Source organism: Ruegeria sp. K5 (assembly GCF_056531805.1).
The window spans coordinates 1-17,111 of the sequence record NZ_JBQFML010000005.1 but is presented as its reverse complement, the minus strand read 5'-3'; the positions used below and the strand labels follow the sequence as shown (position 1 = coordinate 17,111).

The following is a 17,111-nucleotide window of genomic DNA, read 5'->3' as shown; positions in this document are numbered from 1 at the left end:
AGCCTTTCATCATGATCCGCGCCGTCGTATGGGGCGAAAACGTCCACGAACAGACCAATCAGGTAGTCGCCTCGATTTACCCCCGTGGTATGCATGACTGTATCGCCGGCGCGCTCAACCAAGACCCGGAAATCGAAGCGACAACTGCAACCTTGCAGGAACCGGAACATGGTTTGCCCCAAAGCCGACTGGACGGAACTGACGTGCTGCTTTGGTGGGGGCACGCCGCACATGGCGACGTCTCGGACGAGGTTGTGGATCGCATTTCAGATGCCGTTTGGGGAGGGATGGGATTGATCCTGTTACACTCGGCGCATTTTTCCAAAATCTTCAAAAAACTCATGGGCACGCCATGCTCATTAACCTGGCGCGAGGCTGGTGAGCGCGAACGCCTTTGGGTGACAGCCCCCGGACACCCGATCACGACAGGGCTGCCGAACTATTTCGAGCTCGAGCATGAAGAAATGTACGGCGAGCCTTTCAGCGTACCGGACCCGCTTGAAACGGTTTTTGTCAGTTGGTTTAAGGGCGGCGAGGTCTTCCGGTCAGGCCTGACCTACCGCCGCGGGGCCGGTAACATCTTCTATTTCCGGCCAGGGCACGAAACCTATCCCACGTATCATGACGAGACTGTTCGACTGGTTCTCCGCAACGCGGTGAAATGGGCAAAACCATCCACAACACGCATCACCGATGTCCACGCCGCGCCCAATCGAACGGTCGAAAACGCAATTGAACCTATCGCAGAGCGCGGTCCAAAACTGCACTCGGACGGGGAAGATGGGTTTCGCTAAGTGCGTCTTGTCGAGAACTTGACTAAAGCCAAGGTTGATCGCCTTTGCCCAACTACTCCGGATATCACTGTTGATGGCAACCGTACCCGCAAATGCTGAGGATGTGTGGCCGAATAGATCCTTGAGCCAAAGCCTGAACCTCTTTGGTTTGGCGAAAACAAGCCAGAAACACCGTTTCGGCCATTCTGGAACGGACTTCGTAACAGACTCTATCGGGTAACAGGTCAATGTCCGGTAGCGCTTTCATTGCTGCCGAGTCAGAAAAACCTCGGCGACGATCAGGTGCTTTTTCTTGGTCTCCGAATCCATCCGTATTGCCGTTTTACACATCATCGACCAGCGCGGATTTTGTGCAAGCCTGTCCAGATGTTTGAAAATGAAACGCCAATACAGGCCGTCCCAAACCTCTGCCCAAGGGCCTTTGCCCCAATGGCTCATCTTCCGGATATAGTTTGAACCCGAAAAATAGGGTTTGGTGGTCATCAACCCACCATCGGCGTGCTGGCTCATGGCATAGGTGTTTGGAACCATGACCCAGTCATAGCTGTCCACGAACATCTCCATGAACCAGCGATAAACTTCATCAGGGTCGATCTCGCACAGGAACATAAAACCACCCAGAACCATCAGCCGTTCGATGTGATGACAATAGCCAGTCTGCAGAATGCGCCCGATTGTGTCGTCAATCGGGTCGATGCCGGTGGTGCCATTGTAGAAAGAGGCGGGCATCTTGCGGCTGTGGCCCCAATGATTGGTGGTCCGCATCTCGACGCCAAGATGTTCATAGGTGGCGCGCATGAACTCTCGCCAGCCAATGATCTGTCGGATAAACCCCTCGACCGAATTGAGGGGGATATCCCGTGTCTGCGCGTGTTCAAGCGTCGCGTCCAGCACTTGTTTGGGCGTCAGCAGCCCGATGTTCAGCGCGGGTGTCAGAACAGCGTGCCAAAGCCAGCCTTCCCCTTCAACGATGGCATCTTCAAAATCGCCGAACTGACGAAACCGGCGTTCGAGGAATTGTTGCAACCAATCCGCTGCGGCCCCATGCGATGTCGTATAGTAAAGCCTGTCCAGCGACCCAGGCGCGTCCGGAAACTCAGAGATCACGCTATCCTTTGCAGCCTGGTCAACGGCGCCATGCGTGGGCCAATCAATCCACGGCAAACTGCCAAGCAGCGCTTTTGGAACCTTTTTGCGATTATCCCCGTCAAAGCTCCACCGGCCCCCCATTGGTTGATCGCCGTCCATCAAGACATCCAGACGACGACGCTGACTTTTGTAGAACTCGGCCATGAACCAACGTTTTCGGCCTGTGATCCACGCCGCGTTATCTGCACCTGTGTTCAGAAAGCCGGGCGATGGACGTATCTCCAGAGCGATACTCACAATCTCTGCGGCCTTTTCGACTCGATTTCGCGCAATGAAATCCACCAGATCCGCCATCACGACGCGATCAATCCCTGTCCTTGCCAGCCGCTGAAACAGACGTGTGCAAGCATCTGTCCGCATTTCATAAGGGTAAATTTCGGCATTCAAACCTTTGGCGATCAAATCCTGCTGGTAACGCGCCATGCTGGCCCGATGGAGCCAGAGCTTTTGCTTATGCATCCGCGCGGGATATCTCGCGTCGCCAAAGAACAATGGATCCTCGAACAGAACCACCAGCTCCGGGGGCTCTGCAAAACCCGGATGATCGGTAAATAGCTGGTTGGGCAGAAGGATTGTGGCAATGGGCATGGTCGTTCCGGCACGTTCTGTTTAGAAGCGAAATATGACGCGCCGTACCTTTGGCAAATAATTGTTCTTCTTTTGCCCCGGTCGCCGCCGTTTGCGCGCGCCGGAACGATTCATCGCAACAAGTTCAGATTTGCCAGAATGGTTGGGATTTTCTTTTTCAAAGTGAAAAAGCCGGATTTTGCGTGGGGCCAGGCGACACTATCGTACTTGCGCCTCACCCGGTGCAGCGAAACACCAGCCTCGGCCAATTTGGGTTCGGCTCTGTCCAGATGCGTCCTACGGGACCGATGGGTGGATAGGCAGTAGCGACGGTTCACACCCCGATCTGTTGGGCGGCTGCAAGGATCGGTACACTCCAGTCATCGACGGGCTGAGGCCGCATGTCAAAGCTTGCCAGCATGCTGTTCAATGCAGCCCCAGCAAATCCGAGCGTCGCCTTACCCATTGGCTGAGGAGACCTGCCAACATCCCCAATACACCTGCCGGTTCGTGCGACATAAGATGTGCGCCGCATAAACGCACGACCTCGTCAACGCGTGTGTAGAGCTGGTCCAAATTAGTTTCGCAGAGCCACGTTTAAAACTGCAAAACGACGGCCAGTGCAGATCCTTCCTTTCAACCACTCGCCCAACTACCTCTCGGAAAAGGACGTCAAAATGAATATGTTTGCCAAGACACCCTGTTTCTCCTCGGCTTTGCTGACCGGCGCTGCGCTGGCCGATCCGTACATGGAAATGAGTATTCCCCTAGAATGGGCACAAACTGCGGCCACAGTCGCATCTCAAAGCTGCGCAGGTATGGGATTTGCCACCACGGTTACGGTCGCAAACCAACGCGCGTAGCCCCGCGTCCAACTGATACGCGAAGGCGCGTTTCCCCACACCGTTCACACCAACAGCCGCAAAGCAAACACGGCCGCATCACGCCGCGAAGCGTCCTCGGTGATTGAGGCCCAAAATGAGCATGAACCTACGTTAGGTGCTGTCTTCAATTAAATCGGCCTGGTTACCCTCTCAGAGGACATCCCGATCGTTTACGAAGGCGCCGTCATCGGTTGCATCGGAATTGTCGGTTCTCTTGGTGAGGATGCAGATGGCAAGGAATTCGAAGACATCTGCGCCGAAGCAGGTATTGCGGCTATCAGTAAATATCTGAAGCCATAGTCCAGGCCAATTTGAACTGAGGGGCGTCCCTTGTTGCCCCTTCTCCCTACAACTTCTACAAGGTCTACTTTTGAATTAACCAGAGACTTTAGCGTAGTGTGGGAACAGAGCCGAGACGCCAGCTACATTTGACGATACGCTTTTCTCATAGATCAATCGTCACTTCACAAGCCAAGCCGCCTAAACGTTTCGATGCTCCGAGTTCTAGCTTCGCACCATATGCAGCCAACAAATCCACGGAAATAGACAGGCCCAACCCTGTCCCCCTTATAGAAGTGTCCAACCGACTGCCGGAACGCAAGACCTCATCTCGGGCACTTTTCGGAATACCGGGCCCATCGTCCTCGACGCAAAGCTCGATACCGCTGTCCGTGCGTTTCGCGGTGACTTGAAATGTTGACCGGCTCCACTTAAGGGCGTTGTCGAGAAGGTTTCCGATCACTTCCTCGATATCCTGAGGGTCCATTCGGACGCGAAGACCAGCCTCGCAATCCGAAACGAGCGTCTTCCCCTCGCGCTCTGCCATGACCGAGAACAGCCGGGACAGTCGTTCGACCGAATTCGACAGGTCTGTCCTGGAATGCGTCAGCTCTCCGGTGTTTGATGCACGCATGCGCGCGAGTGAACGGCTAAGCTGCGCGTCTATTCGGGTCAGGGCCTCTTCCGCGGGCTCGGTATGTGCTCCGGCGTCTGCTAGTTCGGCCAATTCGTTTCGCAATATGGCCGTTGGTGTTTTAAGCGCATGCGCCAGATCCGCCGCCTGCCTTCGCGAACCGGCGACAATTTCGCGATTTCGATGCAGCAATTTATTGAGATCTTCCACCAAGGGGGAAACCTCATCCGGGTAGTCTTTGGGAACCAGATCATCGCCCTGATCCCAGCGATGGGCCACATCGGCGCGCAATTTCCTGAGCGGGCCGACAATGGCGGACATCAACAAAAGAGAACTGGCCACGCCGATCAAACCGACCAAGCCGAAGACCGGTAACAAGTTTCTTTGTGCGGCGCTGCGTTCGTTGATCAGTTCGCTTCTGCTTTCGGCGACTGTTACGCCCCACTCCGTCCCGTCTTCGAACGTAATCTTCTGGTAGACGCTGCGAATGGCCTCACCATCCGGGCCCATGGTGTTCCAAACGGTTGTTTCGCCACTTGCGCTTGGAGGTTCGGCAATCGTTTCATCGAAGAGCGAGGCAGACGTATAGATGGCCCCGGCACTGTCCGTTACTTGCCAATAGCGTCCCGAGTAAGGCGTGCCATAGGCCGGGTCGAACACCAATTGTCGCAAGGTTTCAGGGTCATCCGTGGTGGCGCTGAGACCAACGACAAGCTGGGTGTGCCGGTCCTGCAACGCTCCGTCGAACTGATCCAAGACGCGCGTATTGATGTAGGAAAACACCACCAAAGTACCAACGCCTACCGACAAAGCGCCCGAGGCGATACCACCGAGCAAGGCCCGTTGACGCAACGAGAGCATCAGGTTGGATCGATCATGTAGCCGCGCCCCCTGACGGTGGTGATCAAATCAGAGCCCAGTTTTTTGCGCAGGCGTGTAACGAATACGGCAATCGTGTTGGAATCTCTGTCGCCGTCATATTCGTAGATATGTTCGGACAACTCAGTGCGTGACACCATACGACCAATGTTATGCGCCAGATAGGTCAGAACTGCGATCTCCTGCGCGGTCAAATCGACAGGAATACCTCTTACACTGACCCGACCGTTTCGTGTATCCAGTGAGACATCCCCCATTTCTATCACGGGGTTCAACTGGCCGCTTTGGCGTCGCAAGATTGCGCGAACCCGCGCGGCCAGCTCGGGCATGTGAAACGGCTTGGTCATATAGTCATCCGCGCCGGCATCCAGGCCGTCGACACGTTCGCTCCAGCCGTCTCGGGCAGTCAGGATCAAAACCGGGGTTTTGACGCCCGCGTTGCGCCATTCACGCAGGACCGAGATACCGTCACGCTCGGGCAGGCCAATATCGAGGATGATCATGTCGTACGGTTCAGTCGACCCCAGATGCAGGGCATCCGTACCATTATTTGCCACGTCGACTACGCGGCCTTCCGCACCCAACAGCTTTTTCACTTGGTCGCAAAGCTGGGGTTCGTCTTCAGCAAGGAGTATTCGCATATCGAGAGACTATAGGTAAAGGGCCGTCAGCTTCACGCTATTTTTTACCGCCGCCTTTTCCACCACCATTGCCGCCGCCATTACCGTTGCCATTTCCGCCGCCGTTGCCGCCCCCGTTTCCGCCGCCATTGCCGCCCCCGTTACCGTTCCCACCGCCGTTGCCGCCACCGTTACCATTGCCACCGCCGTTACCGTTGCCACCACCGTTGCTGTTGCCGCCGGCATTGCTGCGACCTGCGCTGTTTCCACGGGTGGCAGAGGTGCTCTGACCATTATTGCTTTTGGATTTGGTTGAATTGCGTGCGGCCTCGGAAATCTCGCGCCCGATACTTGAACGGTTCGAGACGACTGTGCCGGTTTGGGCATTTACGATCACACTGACGATCTTTCCGCCCGGCTTTTTGACCAGAATACGATAGTAAATCTTGTCCGTTTTGAATGCGCGCGCGTCGACTGGCGTTCCACCGAAGGCTTTTTCCACGCCCTTGATGACACGGTTCAGCCGTATTGCGCTGCCGGACAACGTCGCCATGCGCAGTTCAGACTGTTTGAGTTCACGTGCGTCCGCCGCCGCTTGCCCTCCGGACAAGACGGTCAGCAAAGCCACAACCAGAAATAACACTTTGGCTTGCATTACACCCTCAAACACAGTCGACGAAGACTATAAGGCCGGACATGAACCGATGATGAACAAGCAGTTAGCCCTGCGTTCAAGCGACCTCAAGTTTAATGCAGCCCAACTTTGTTGATTCGACCAGGGATCATGCTGCCCGGATACAACGGCTAAGCTGTGAATGCTGACAGCCGTTGCTGTGAGTTGTGAGGAGATTGAGATGAAAACCACCAATTGCGGACTGCTGAAAGCCTCGACAATCGCAATCGCCTTGTTGGGCTCAACGGCCATTGTCGCCACTGTCGCAACTCCCGATTTTGCCTATGCCAAGTCAGGCAACGGCAATGGCGGCGGCAATGGCAATGGCGGCGGCAACGGTAATGGTGGTGGCAACGGCAACGGCAACGGGGGCGGAAACGGCAACGGCGCGAAGGGCGAAAGCGGAGATCGCAGCTCTGCTGGCAATAGCGGTCGCGGGAAAGGGGCCGACAAAAGCCGCGGCGGCAGCAAGGCCGGGAAATCCGGACAGAGTAAGACAAAGTCTCAGTCTGCTCGGTCCGGTCAGAAGAAAGGCGGAGGGTTCTCTCTGAAGGACTTGTTCAAAGGGAAAAGCAAAGCCCGCAAAACAGAATCCACTCGCAAGGGCGCCACGACAACACGTGGAGCGCAAAAGGCCAAGGCGCAAAAAACGGTTCGCGAGACTGTAATTGTGGAAGAGTCGAAACGCCCCGTTTCCCGAACCAAAGGCAACCGTCTTGCAGCGCTTCTTGGCGCTCATCCCTCGGAATTGGGCGCGCTTAACGCGGCCAATGCAAGCCCAACTGCACTGGCCAATGCCGCACCCAATTCACGGGTTGGCAGAATAGCCAAGTACCGAGACACGGTGCTGGCAGGTGAACCATTGCGTGAGGAACTGGAAGAACAGTTGGAGGTTCTTGCAGGACTGGAACAACCAGACCGGTCAGTTCAAGAAATCGAGGATGATTTGGAAACCGCGCTGGGCGACGTTCAAGCCAACCGAGACAAGGTTGAAGAGCTTGAGCAGGCTTTGGAAGACGCGGGTGGTACAGATCCTGACATCGAAGCACAGCTGGCCGAAGCCCAGGCCGCTTTGGACGACTCGATCGAGGAAGCCCAGGACCTAAATGACGAAAGACAGGCCGCCATTGACTACAACGAAGCTGTCGAAGAGGCAGAGGAACTGGCAGAGCTTGTTGAAGAGCAGGACCTGGCTGAACGTGAAGCCTTGGAAGCAGCCGCCAACAAACCGGTCACCGACGCGGTTGAAGCGCAGGTTAAATCGCTTCTTGGGCTATGAACCGAAGCTGATTGCCCATTGTTGACCTCCACTCTTGGACGTCCCGAAAGCCGGGACGGTCAAGGGCCTTTCGGCACTTTAAGTGTTGGCTTTCGGCAATCGCGACGCGCACAAAGAAAACCCCGCCCCAAGATGGGACGGGATTTAGGTACAATTCCGATATTTAGGACGAAATCGAGAATTGTTCGGGGGTCAGCTGACTCGCCTTCAGACGTTTTGGTGAGCCTCGGATAGCCGCTTGTTTTTGATAATCTCTGTCAGTGCATATTCGACAGGAGGGAAGCGACCATTGCTCGAATTCATCGTGGTTTGCAGACGCTCTTCAACAGATTTACCGGCGGTTCGCATCGCAGCAGCTCTGCTGTCGTCTTCAGTCACAAAGGCAGGCTTGACCATCTTATTCCCCTTGTTTCCACCAAACGAACTAGGTGTCGTTCGATCCAACTCGATTACTATGCCCAAGCTTGGTTGAACGCATTGAGAATACATTGTTCACCTTCGGTTAATGTTGTTTACGAGACAAAAACAAATGAATTGTCTGGCCGCGCGACCCAGCTATTGCCCCTTCCGGTTTGACGATTTGGAAGGTCGTTAGGTGAGAATGTCGTGCGAAACAAACCAACGCGGCAGAGCACAAGTCGCCAGCGACAAGCTATTCTCCGCCTATGGGTTGGTTAAATCCGGGCGGAGATCATAACTGGGATATGACGCCAAAGGAGGCAAAAAATGATGAAAACGGCATTGGGAATCGCGGCGACGTTATTCATCGCTCAGACCGCGCCTGTTTCGAGCGCGAGCTTCGACGCTCATTCTCACAGTCTTAAACATATTATCGATATAAACACGGCACTGCAGCCCGTTCTCGTGAAATCCAAAGCAAGACATTGCCCACCGGGATTGGCCAAGAAAGCGGTTCCATGCGTACCGCCAGGCCAAGTCAAACGATATCGGGTTGGGGATTACATCTACGATGGGTATGTGCGTATCGACAATCCCAGCCGATATGGACTGCGGCGAAACGGCTATTATGTGCGTGCCGGAGACTATGTATATCAGGTGAACCGAGAGACGCACGAGGTGTTGAACCTGATAGGTGCCATAGCTGATATCCTTAACTGACTGTCTTCTTCACTGACTAAGTATGCTCGGTTATCTGCCGTTTCGACGCAAACCGAAAACGGGGCAATAGACTCGAACGGGATACTGGCCCAGCTTTAAGAGTTCTTCGGGGTTCAGGTGATCCAGGGCCCCGCGCTCGGCCAAAATATTGATCAGATCAACGCACCATTCATCGATCTCTACATCATCGCGGTCTGAAAGACGCTTAACCCATTTTCAATGGCCGGTTCTCCAAAGCCCACTCCAAACGGAATTACAAAGATGGTTATTGGAGCCAACCGCAGCGCCCCGCACAGGATTCCCCGCCATGTCTGGACGAACCTAAGGTTTTCATAACATATATTGGGCGCAGCATTTTTCAAACCATGGTAAAGGTAGCGTTCAAAGCGCCATGCCGGTCAACCCTAATAGTGGTTAGAAAGCGCCACGAACTACAGTACACAAACCATCGTTCGACCGATTACAGGCTGGCTGGCATTGGATTCCCTGAACGCGGCAAACTGGGCGAACGACAATCAGGTCCTAAATGATAAAGTTGGAACGACCGCAAATTTAGACAATTTGGCTCAGAAACTCGGGCTGCCCAATGCGCTTCACTCTTCGTCAAACGAGACAATTCGTGCGTTCATATCAAACCTGAGAAGTGCAATTTTGAACCCCGCACAATTTATAGATCTGAACATTGATATACAATTGCAGAGGCTTGAAGCCTTGCCAAACCGGTCTTTATTAAGCCTGCGCCGCTGGCCTTTGATTCGGCTGATCGCAATCTCCGCGTTGTCGATATTGAGCGATAAGCGCGCACTGACTCGCGTGAAGACGTGCCCCGGCTCCGATTGCGGCTGGCTGTTTCTTGACGAAACCACAAACGCCCGGCGCAAGTGGTGCATCATGGAAACCTGAGGAAACAGAGCCAAAGCCTCCCGCAACTACTCCCGCCGGAAGCAAACAAAATAAAGAGCTTAGCTCAAATACCTGCGCGGCGAGCGATGGAGAGAAATGGGCTTAACTGATGTCTGCAGAGCAGAGGCTTGCACAACATGACGGTGCTGCGGTGAAGCAATTGAACCAGCAATAACGCTGGTTTTCTGACACTATGTTAGATAAACAAGCCCACATTCACGAGAAGCGTTGCTATGAAAATCGGTGAGATCGTCGAAAAATCAGGTTTGACGGAGCGAATGCTGCGCCATTACGAGAGTCTTGGGATCATTGCACCAACAAAGTCGGCAAAGGGTACGCGACTATACAGCGATGCCGACTTATCGGTTGCGCGCTTGATTCATCGGTTGCGATTGCTGGATATCGGTTTGGACAACCTCTCGGAAATAGCGCAAGAGCGCCTGAAACATCAGACCGGTGATGAGTCGGCATCATCTGTTGGGGGGTTGTTGGATAACCTTGCCGAGTTGCTTTCTGAGAAAGCGCAACAGGCTTTGGAACTCAGGTCTGAAATTGTCGAAGCATCCAAGACAGTCAGTAAGTGCCAGGGTTGCAAGAACGTTCCGGCTCCGGAGACTTGCCCGGATTGCCCGATGAATGATGTGGTCCATCACAATTCAGTGGCCGCGATGGTCTGGAAGTAGTCAGTAACGATACACCTGACCGATAATACGCCACCTGCATTCAAATTTTGTATTTTCGTGCAAGCCGCAAGACGCGAGTCGTGGTTCTGGAAACTCGATGCCGCCCCTGGAGGCCGCTTGGACCGCAGACCATGACGCCATTTCGGTCTCAAGACCCTCTGGTGTAAGCCACTTTGTGAGGTGGAACTGTGGGATCTCAATGCGCAGCCCCGGGAACCTGAAACCTTTATATCCGCTGACAACCCACTTTCGCTCCGTCTCCCAAAATGGGGAAATCGCTTCAAAGACGGGCGCATAGGCCTGAGTTACCTGATTTGGCAACTCTGCCACTCCCCATGAAAAGACAGCGAAAATCCCGCCGGGCCGCAAGACCCTTCTTACCTCATGAGTATGTTTTTGAAGATCAAAGTAGTGAGCCGCTTGCATAGAAAATAGAAGGTCTACGCTGCTTGCCGAGTACGGTAACGCCTCTGCACGGCACTTTTGCACGGGGACGTATTGCAACGACTTGCATGGCGGCGCGGAATCGGTCGCGATGACCCGGCTAAACATTGGCTGCAAGTATGCGGAAAACTCGGCTCGACCGGCTCCACATTCCACACATAAGTCTCGTTTGAAGGGCAAAGCAGCAAGCCACCGCAAGAAATCTGCGGGGCCTGGCTGCGTTGTGTGATCCATATCCTAGTTGATCATTGCGAGGAACTTTTGATGTTCGCCCTCATGCATCGTATGACTCTGATCAGGCTTAGGAAACTGCCCGTTCGTTGCGGCAGCGAAGTAGGCTCCGTAGGCACGTTGCATCTCGCCCCATACATCGCCGAAAACCTCTCGCTTTGGCGGGATAGGAAAGACCGAGCACCCGATGATATCGCTCGATACATGGAAAATCCCGTGCGCGTGAGGGCCAGATCCCAGGCTGGCCACGGCCACAGGTAGGTTTTCATAGCACCACTTCGTAAGCTCAACAGATGTATGCTCGAAGAGCGCCGCGAAAATACCAGCATCAATCGAAGCCTTCACCAATTCGACAATCTGGGCGGCTTCTTCGGCCGTTCGTCCTGCGGGAGAATGACCAGAGTTCATGACAGCACGTTCACCTTGAACACCAAAATGACCAACAACAGGTATCCCAGCATCTACGATTGCTCGGATGTGATCTACAGTTCCAAGAGAGGGTTCGATGTGGACCCCGTCAGCACCAAGTTTCACGACTTTTGCTGCGTTGCGCACTGACTCTTCAATCGAGATACAGGCCGTTGTGTTCGGCATGTTGCAAATGATGAACGGGGACGACGCGCCTCTGAGAACACCTTCCAGCATGTAGAGTTGTTCTTCGAAGTCGACCGTTGCCATGGACGGATGGCCCATAAGTCCCATGGGTCCTGGACTGCCGCAGCACAGAAGGTCCATTCCGAGCTCTTCTGCCATGACTGCACTTGGCGTGTCATGGCACTCCATGCCGACAATACGCTCGCCTTTTTGTACTTTTTCGGCGAGGTGCTTCAGTCGTGTCTTTCTGCGCATTGTCTTGGTTCCTCCCACTGCGTCTTAATTTTTGGTGAGAGTATTATCTGACATTAATGTCAGATTCGCAATCCTAATGGGAATATTAGGCCTATAACGCGAAACCTGAACTTCATAATCCAATCATGGCCGTATGGATTGCGCTCTCGCGTCTCCAATTCGAAGAGCGCACGGCGACACTAACCCCGACTGGCTCATGAGGCAGAGCGCAACGAAGCTCAGCTTCTATAATCTGCTGGCCGCACCACTATTGTCGAATAGCATTGCCTCGCCCCCATCCGCGTTCGGCACGTGGCAGATCAGCAGGAACACGCGCCTTCGGCGTCTGATATGCAAATCAGCCCTGATTTTACCAAAAGGAAATCAGGATCAATGAATTCGGTCTGGAAGCTGGATAAAGGAAGTGAGACGAAAATGGCAAGGTTCTGTCGCTGGTGGCAGAACTATGTGTCGCCAGACAAAGCTGTGGAACGTCACTGTTTTCTGACTCAATCGACTTCCAAAACCTCAACAAATGGGTAAACTGCGTCATCCAATTCTGACCCAAACGTCAAGCAATTCTGACCTAACATAGACAACGGCCATTCACTAGCGCTGCGGCTAAGGTCCGCGTTGAGCCAATAGGAGATCTCTCAGATTTTCGCTGCGCGCGCCGCACGAAAATCGCTGCAGATGCTCGGTTTAGGACGCCGCGTGGTGGAAGAGATCGCTGCCATTCGTTCATGGCGCAGCGAAAATCTCGACGGCAATTCTCACATGCGTGACAAAGCCACCTGTCGTCAGGAAGGCACCAATGGTTGCTGTCAGTCTCAGTGAACAAAGCAGAGCGTGTCGAAGTCTTTTCTCCATGAGGCCACCTCCTGACCCGTATCGTCGCCGTTAAGGCCACGCTTTATCAGCCCGGCAAGCTGACTTGCATCGCTCGTCGTCATACCCCAACGGACCAGTTCTGGCGTGCCAATGCGCAACCCGTTCATATCGCCGTCAACCGCAGCCACAGGCAGTCCGATGCCGCAGGCAAGGAACCCATTCGGGCGCAGCTTCTTCGACGCCGCCTGACCGCCACCAAAGGGTTCGGCCAATACGGCGAACTGGTGGGAGTTCGTAAATCCATCGGCCCCTGCGAAGACCGGAACCCCCTCAGAGTCCAATGCCGCAGCCAAGGCTTGTGACATTGCGATCATCTCTTTGGCATATGCTTCCCCGAAGTCGCGCCAATCCAGCATGGTCACCGCCAGAGCGGCCGTCTTCGCAGCATCGAAGTTGGCAGTCATCCCGGGGAACGCGATGGCATCCAGCGCCTTTGCAATCTCGGCATCGTTGGTGACGATCAGTCCGCCAGCCGGCCCCCCAAGGCTTTTGTAAGTGCTCATCGTCATGAAATGCGCGCCTTCCTTCAGCGGGTTCGACCATGCCCGCCCGGCGATGATCCCGCATTGATGGGCCGCGTCGAACATGACCTTGGCATCGACCTCGTCCGCAATTGTACGGATGTCGGCCACTGGGTGCTCAAACAGGTTCAGACTGCCGCCGATGGTGATCAGCTTGGGTCGTTCGGCCCGGGCCAATACTCGAAGCTGATCCAGATCGACCGTGTAGCCATCTGCGTTTACCGGAGCCTCGACCGTGCGCAGGCCGTAAAGCCCAGCACAGCCCGCAATATGGTGCGTCACATGCCCGCCTATCGACGCAGGCGGCGCAATAATCGTGTCACCCGGTTTGCACGTCGCCATGAATCCGTAAAGGTTCGCGATCGCGCCAGAGGGCACGCGGATTTCAGAAAATCTGGCGTCGAACACCTCTGCGGACAGCTGGGCGGCGATGACCTCGATCTCTTCGATCGCTTCCAATCCCATTTCATACTTGTCACCGGGATAGCCCAAGGACGGACGCGAACCGATACCTGACGACAAGAGCGCCTCTGCCCTGGGGTTCATGACATTGGTTGCCGGGTTCAGGTTGAAGCATTCTTCCTCGTGGATCACACGGTTCCGTTCTGCGAGGTCCTGAACCCGGGCCAGAAGATCGGCCGAGGTATTGGACGCAGTCTGGTTGGCAATATCCTGAACCAGAGTTTCGCTCGTTCCGGGAACCCAGTTTCGCTGTGCAAGTATCATCCACCATCCTCCTGTTTGCGCCAATCTGGCGCCCAAAGCGTGACAGCGCAAAGCAGATTTGCTATTTCTTGGCGTAGAAAAACTAAGGTTAAAAATGAGTGTCGCCCCCAAACGTCCGAAAGGACCACCACTGAACGCCATGCGGGCTTTTGAAGCCGCTGCGCGGCACGTCAGTTTTGTCGCGGCTGCGGATGAGCTTTGCGTCACGCCCGGTGCGATCTCTCAGCATATCAAGACTCTTGAAGATTGGGCAGGCACGTCACTCTTTCGCCGAAACGCTCAAGGAGTTGTGCTAACGAAGGCCGGAGCATCGCTGGTCTCGAGGTTCACATCAGCCTTTGACGCTTTGGCGGATGCAACGCGCGCCTTGCGAAACCTTGGACCGGACGTGGATTTTCACATCGCAGCCCTTCCCTCTGTCGCTCAGCTTTGGTTGCCGAAAAGACTGAGTAAGATCAGAGCACACTTCCCCATGATCAACTTCTCGGTCACGGCCATGGAAGCCCCACCGAGCCTGTCGAGAGAACTGTTCGATCTGGCGATCTTCTTCGATGTGCCGGATGGATCCCCCGATCAGGTCGCGATTTGTGCCGATGAGATTGTTCCCGTGTGCGCACCAGCGATTCTGGAACGGGGCGCAGAGTTCGAGACAGCGGTGCTTCTGCACGACCAGACATGGGCAGATGACTGGGCCGTTTGGTCAAAGGCAACAGCCACGCCCACAAGCGATCCGACGCGCGGTCCGAGGTTTTCCCTTTATAGCCTTGCGGTAGAAGAGGCCAAAGCCGGTGCCGGCGTCTTGATCGGGCATCTTTGCCTGATTGAAGACGCCCTGGCGAACGGAGCGCTGAAACCTGCCAGCGAACGCACCTGCAATACCGGGCGTCATCTGTGCGCTCAACTACCTGATGTTGGCAAGCGGAGGCCCGAAACCGATCAAGTCGTTTCGCTGCTCTGCTAGAATTTTCAAAAACCCGCCATTCGAACGTTGTGTGGCATTCGGGAATAAGGGATCAGACCGGCCCAATGCCGCCACGGCATTTCCCAACGAACAAGCAACCGGACAACGGCCGTTCTAAACGCCAGTTAGAGTCAGGTGTCAGCGCGATGCTGATGTCTGGGCTTGGAGGGAGGATTGGAGGACATAATATGCCAAGAGGCCAACTTCCCGCAGTCACCCCGAAACGCAGAGCCTGGAACAGGGCCCGGACCGTCGGCCAGAAAATGTCGCTGCTGCCGAAACAGGTCTGGGCGAGCCACTTGCGGCTCGAACCGGCGCGTAATCTGCGCGACTTTGCGCTGTCCAACGTGGCCATCGACAGCAAGCTTCGCGGATGCGATTTGGTGAAACTGTGCGTCAGCGATTTGGTCAGAGATGACGGCGTTCGCGAGAGTGTGTCTGTGACCCAGAGCAAACCCGGCGACCCGTTCAGTTTGAACTCTCGGTAAACACTAGGGATACCATTGACGCATGGGTCAAATCGCCGGGCATGATTGATTACCGTTTCGATTTCCCAGCCGGTTTCACGACCGCCGCCATTTCTCAATCCGCCAATATGACTGACTTTCGCGGGATATGTGCGCATGACCAAAGCTCAACGACCGCCAAAGCCAAAACCCATGCCGCACACCCCGGAGCCGGACCGCTACGAGCGGATGGTGTATCGGCGATGTGGGCGGTCCGGTATTAAACTCCCTGTTGTCAGCTTGGGGCTGTGGCACAATTTCGGTGCAGACTCACCGCACGAAAACAAGCGCGCCATGTGTCGTACAGCGTTCGACCATGGGATCACTCACTTTGATCTGGCGAACAACTACGGTCCACTTCCCGGTTCAGCCGAAGAGGCATTTGGCGAGATCCTCAAAACGGATTTCGCAAGTTACAGGGATGAGCTGATCATTTCCTCCAAAGCAGGCTACGACATGTGGCCGGGACCCTACGAGGAATGGCGGTCACGCAAGTATGTAATCGCGTCCTGTGACCAATCACTCGCACGCATGGGGCTTGATTACGTCGACATCTTTTTTCCCACCGCTTCGACCCTGACACCCCGCTCGAAGAGACGATGGGCGCGTTGGATCGTATCGTACGGTCTGGTCGTGCGCTCTACGCCGGTATCTCGAGCTACAACTCCCAACGCACGCGCGAGGCGGTGAAGATTCTCAACGATCTTGGGACACCTTGTCTGATTCACCAGCCTTCTTACAATCTGCTCAACCGTTGGGTGGAGCGGGACGGTTTGCTCGATACGCTGGATGATCTTGGGGTAGGATCGATTGCATTCACGCCACTGGCACAAGGCATTCTGACGTCAAAATATCTGCGCCATGTTCCGAATGGCAGCCGTGCCACGCAAGGAAAGTCGTTGCTCGATGGCATGATCAACGAGCGGTCCCTGGCAAGTGTCCGTGCTCTGAACGACATGGCCGAAGCAAGTGGTCAGACTCTGGCGCAAATGGCTCTGGCCTGGGTGCTTCGGGGCGGACGGGTGACGACCGCTCTGATTGGTGCGTCCCGGCCGGAACAAATCGTCGACTGCGCAGGCGTTGTTGATAATCTCGACTTCAGTTCTGACGAGTTGAAAAAGATCGATGAAATCAGTTCGGAAGAAGATATCAATTTATGGGCAAGGTCGTCAGAAACAGAATGACCAATCTTATTATTGCTAAAACCCGAGAACATTTGGAACTTGAGGTCATTGGCGGCTGCAGCTTCTGCAGCTCGGCTAAGTAACTATCAAGACCAACCGGCCCATTCCGGACGTTGTCCGCAACTCGAAGTTCTGCGGCGCAGAGATCTTCAAGATAATTTTTGGTCCAATTGCATGTTCTTTCTGCTCACACAGGCGCGACGGGCTGTTAACGGACTGCGGACACTTCTCTTTTCCGTTGCGCGTCCCGGACCAGCGCCGCAAGCCGATAGAAGCCGTGTGCCATTTTTGTGTAGGGCGTCAGCAGGAAGAAGGTCAGGACCGATCCGAGGTGGATGGCCAGCAGTGCGGGCATC

16 protein-coding genes and 1 pseudogene are annotated in these 17,111 nt (G+C 54.8%); 9 read left to right on the top strand and 8 right to left on the bottom strand.

Annotation, left to right across the window (positions count from 1 at the left end):
- Positions 1-11 precede the first annotated feature (11 nt).
- Complete coding sequence (locus tag ACR0MO_RS14225; RefSeq protein WP_480891928.1) at positions 12-794, top strand: ThuA domain-containing protein; 783 nt, start codon at positions 12-14, stop codon at positions 792-794.
- Positions 795-1,037: 243 nt separating this feature from the next.
- Here ACR0MO_RS14225 and ACR0MO_RS14220 read toward each other — a convergent pair whose 3' ends face one another.
- The gene (locus ACR0MO_RS14220) at positions 1,038-2,531 is read right to left on the bottom strand and encodes a cryptochrome/photolyase family protein (RefSeq protein WP_480891925.1); all 1,494 of its coding nucleotides are present in this window, start codon (positions 2,529-2,531) and stop codon (positions 1,038-1,040) included.
- Between the two features lie 656 nt (positions 2,532-3,187).
- Here ACR0MO_RS14220 and ACR0MO_RS14215 point away from each other — a divergent pair.
- Positions 3,188-3,373 carry a hypothetical protein gene (locus ACR0MO_RS14215; protein ID WP_170456580.1) on the top strand — a complete coding sequence of 62 codons (186 nt, stop codon included), beginning with the start codon at positions 3,188-3,190 and terminating at the stop codon, positions 3,371-3,373.
- Between the two features lie 466 nt (positions 3,374-3,839).
- On the opposite strand, the gene ACR0MO_RS14210 is transcribed toward ACR0MO_RS14215, so the two are convergent.
- The 3 genes from ACR0MO_RS14210 to ACR0MO_RS14200 all read right to left on the bottom strand — a co-directional run bounded on the left by ACR0MO_RS14210 (position 3,840) and on the right by ACR0MO_RS14200 (position 6,461).
- Positions 3,840-5,093 (bottom strand): sensor histidine kinase, encoded by a 1,254-nt coding sequence (locus ACR0MO_RS14210; protein ID WP_480892142.1) that lies wholly within the window; start codon positions 5,091-5,093, stop codon positions 3,840-3,842.
- A 74-nt stretch (positions 5,094-5,167) separates the two neighbouring features.
- Positions 5,168-5,827: a response regulator transcription factor gene (locus ACR0MO_RS14205; RefSeq protein WP_170456584.1), complete on the bottom strand. Its 660-nt coding sequence runs from the start codon at positions 5,825-5,827 to the stop codon at positions 5,168-5,170.
- Between the two features lie 37 nt (positions 5,828-5,864).
- Positions 5,865-6,461 (bottom strand): PepSY domain-containing protein, encoded by a 597-nt coding sequence (locus ACR0MO_RS14200; RefSeq protein WP_480891922.1) that lies wholly within the window; start codon positions 6,459-6,461, stop codon positions 5,865-5,867.
- Between the two features lie 199 nt (positions 6,462-6,660).
- Between ACR0MO_RS14200 and ACR0MO_RS14195 the strand changes: the two genes are divergently transcribed.
- On the top strand, positions 6,661-7,758 hold the full coding sequence (locus ACR0MO_RS14195) for a hypothetical protein (protein ID WP_480891919.1): 1,098 nt from the start codon (positions 6,661-6,663) through the stop codon (positions 7,756-7,758).
- 207 nt (positions 7,759-7,965) lie between these two features.
- Here the strand turns inward: ACR0MO_RS14195 and ACR0MO_RS14190 are convergent, their stop codons facing one another.
- Entirely contained in the window at positions 7,966-8,154 is a 189-nt protein-coding gene (locus tag ACR0MO_RS14190) for a hypothetical protein (RefSeq protein ID WP_480891917.1), read from the bottom strand.
- Positions 8,155-8,484: 330 nt separating this feature from the next.
- Here ACR0MO_RS14190 and ACR0MO_RS14185 point away from each other — a divergent pair, with 330 nt between their 5' ends.
- The 3 genes from ACR0MO_RS14185 to ACR0MO_RS14175 all read left to right on the top strand — a co-directional run bounded on the left by ACR0MO_RS14185 (position 8,485) and on the right by ACR0MO_RS14175 (position 10,463).
- Positions 8,485-8,877 (top strand): hypothetical protein, encoded by a 393-nt coding sequence (locus ACR0MO_RS14185; RefSeq protein WP_480891914.1) that lies wholly within the window; start codon positions 8,485-8,487, stop codon positions 8,875-8,877.
- 477 nt (positions 8,878-9,354) lie between these two features.
- Positions 9,355-9,780, top strand: a complete 426-nt coding sequence (locus tag ACR0MO_RS14180) for a CGNR zinc finger domain-containing protein (RefSeq protein ID WP_480891911.1) — start codon at positions 9,355-9,357, stop codon at positions 9,778-9,780.
- Between the two features lie 233 nt (positions 9,781-10,013).
- Positions 10,014-10,463: a MerR family transcriptional regulator gene (locus ACR0MO_RS14175; RefSeq protein WP_480891908.1), complete on the top strand. Its 450-nt coding sequence runs from the start codon at positions 10,014-10,016 to the stop codon at positions 10,461-10,463.
- Here the strand turns inward: ACR0MO_RS14175 and ACR0MO_RS14170 are convergent, their stop codons facing one another.
- The 3 genes from ACR0MO_RS14170 to ACR0MO_RS14160 form a co-directional block, all read right to left on the bottom strand.
- Positions 10,464-11,141, bottom strand: coding sequence for a class I SAM-dependent methyltransferase (locus ACR0MO_RS14170; RefSeq protein WP_480891905.1), 678 nt, complete (start codon positions 11,139-11,141; stop codon positions 10,464-10,466). It lies immediately after the preceding gene.
- A 3-nt stretch (positions 11,142-11,144) separates the two neighbouring features.
- Complete coding sequence (locus ACR0MO_RS14165) at positions 11,145-11,987, bottom strand: 3-methyl-2-oxobutanoate hydroxymethyltransferase (protein ID WP_170456597.1); 843 nt, start codon at positions 11,985-11,987, stop codon at positions 11,145-11,147.
- 809 nt (positions 11,988-12,796) lie between these two features.
- Entirely contained in the window at positions 12,797-14,104 is a 1,308-nt protein-coding gene (locus tag ACR0MO_RS14160; RefSeq protein ID WP_480891902.1) for an aminotransferase class I/II-fold pyridoxal phosphate-dependent enzyme, read from the bottom strand.
- A 94-nt stretch (positions 14,105-14,198) separates the two neighbouring features.
- On the opposite strand from ACR0MO_RS14160, the gene ACR0MO_RS14155 reads away from it, so the two are divergent.
- From ACR0MO_RS14155 to mgrA, 3 genes and pseudogenes are all read left to right on the top strand, one after another.
- Complete coding sequence (locus tag ACR0MO_RS14155) at positions 14,199-15,065, top strand: LysR family transcriptional regulator (RefSeq protein WP_170622687.1); 867 nt, start codon at positions 14,199-14,201, stop codon at positions 15,063-15,065.
- Between the two features lie 188 nt (positions 15,066-15,253).
- On the top strand, positions 15,254-15,553 hold the full coding sequence (locus ACR0MO_RS14150; protein ID WP_480891899.1) for a site-specific integrase: 300 nt from the start codon (positions 15,254-15,256) through the stop codon (positions 15,551-15,553).
- A gap of 171 nt (positions 15,554-15,724) precedes the next feature.
- A pseudogene (gene mgrA / locus ACR0MO_RS14145) lies at positions 15,725-16,755 on the top strand (L-glyceraldehyde 3-phosphate reductase).
- The last annotated feature ends 356 nt before the right edge of the window (positions 16,756-17,111 follow it).

Excerpts from the sequence above, each read along its gene's own strand:
- ACR0MO_RS14195 (WP_480891919.1), top strand. The coding sequence starts at position 6,661 with ATGAAAACCACCAATTGCGGACTGCTGAAAGCCTCGACAATCGCAATC.
- ACR0MO_RS14205 (WP_170456584.1), bottom strand. The coding sequence starts at position 5,827 with ATGCGAATACTCCTTGCTGAAGACGAACCCCAGCTTTGCGACCAAGTG.
- ACR0MO_RS14215 (WP_170456580.1), top strand. The coding sequence starts at position 3,188 with ATGAATATGTTTGCCAAGACACCCTGTTTCTCCTCGGCTTTGCTGACC.
- ACR0MO_RS14165 (WP_170456597.1), bottom strand. The coding sequence starts at position 11,987 with ATGCGCAGAAAGACACGACTGAAGCACCTCGCCGAAAAAGTACAAAAA.
- ACR0MO_RS14190 (WP_480891917.1), bottom strand. The coding sequence starts at position 8,154 with ATGGTCAAGCCTGCCTTTGTGACTGAAGACGACAGCAGAGCTGCTGCG.
- ACR0MO_RS14155 (WP_170622687.1), top strand. The coding sequence starts at position 14,199 with ATGAGTGTCGCCCCCAAACGTCCGAAAGGACCACCACTGAACGCCATG.
- ACR0MO_RS14225 (WP_480891928.1), top strand. The coding sequence starts at position 12 with ATGATCCGCGCCGTCGTATGGGGCGAAAACGTCCACGAACAGACCAAT.
- ACR0MO_RS14200 (WP_480891922.1), bottom strand. The coding sequence starts at position 6,461 with ATGCAAGCCAAAGTGTTATTTCTGGTTGTGGCTTTGCTGACCGTCTTG.
- ACR0MO_RS14220 (WP_480891925.1), bottom strand. The coding sequence starts at position 2,531 with ATGCCCATTGCCACAATCCTTCTGCCCAACCAGCTATTTACCGATCAT.
- ACR0MO_RS14175 (WP_480891908.1), top strand. The coding sequence starts at position 10,014 with ATGAAAATCGGTGAGATCGTCGAAAAATCAGGTTTGACGGAGCGAATG.
- ACR0MO_RS14185 (WP_480891914.1), top strand. The coding sequence starts at position 8,485 with ATGATGAAAACGGCATTGGGAATCGCGGCGACGTTATTCATCGCTCAG.
- ACR0MO_RS14170 (WP_480891905.1), bottom strand. The coding sequence starts at position 11,141 with ATGGATCACACAACGCAGCCAGGCCCCGCAGATTTCTTGCGGTGGCTT.
- ACR0MO_RS14160 (WP_480891902.1), bottom strand. The coding sequence starts at position 14,104 with ATGATACTTGCACAGCGAAACTGGGTTCCCGGAACGAGCGAAACTCTG.
- ACR0MO_RS14150 (WP_480891899.1), top strand. The coding sequence starts at position 15,254 with ATGCCAAGAGGCCAACTTCCCGCAGTCACCCCGAAACGCAGAGCCTGG.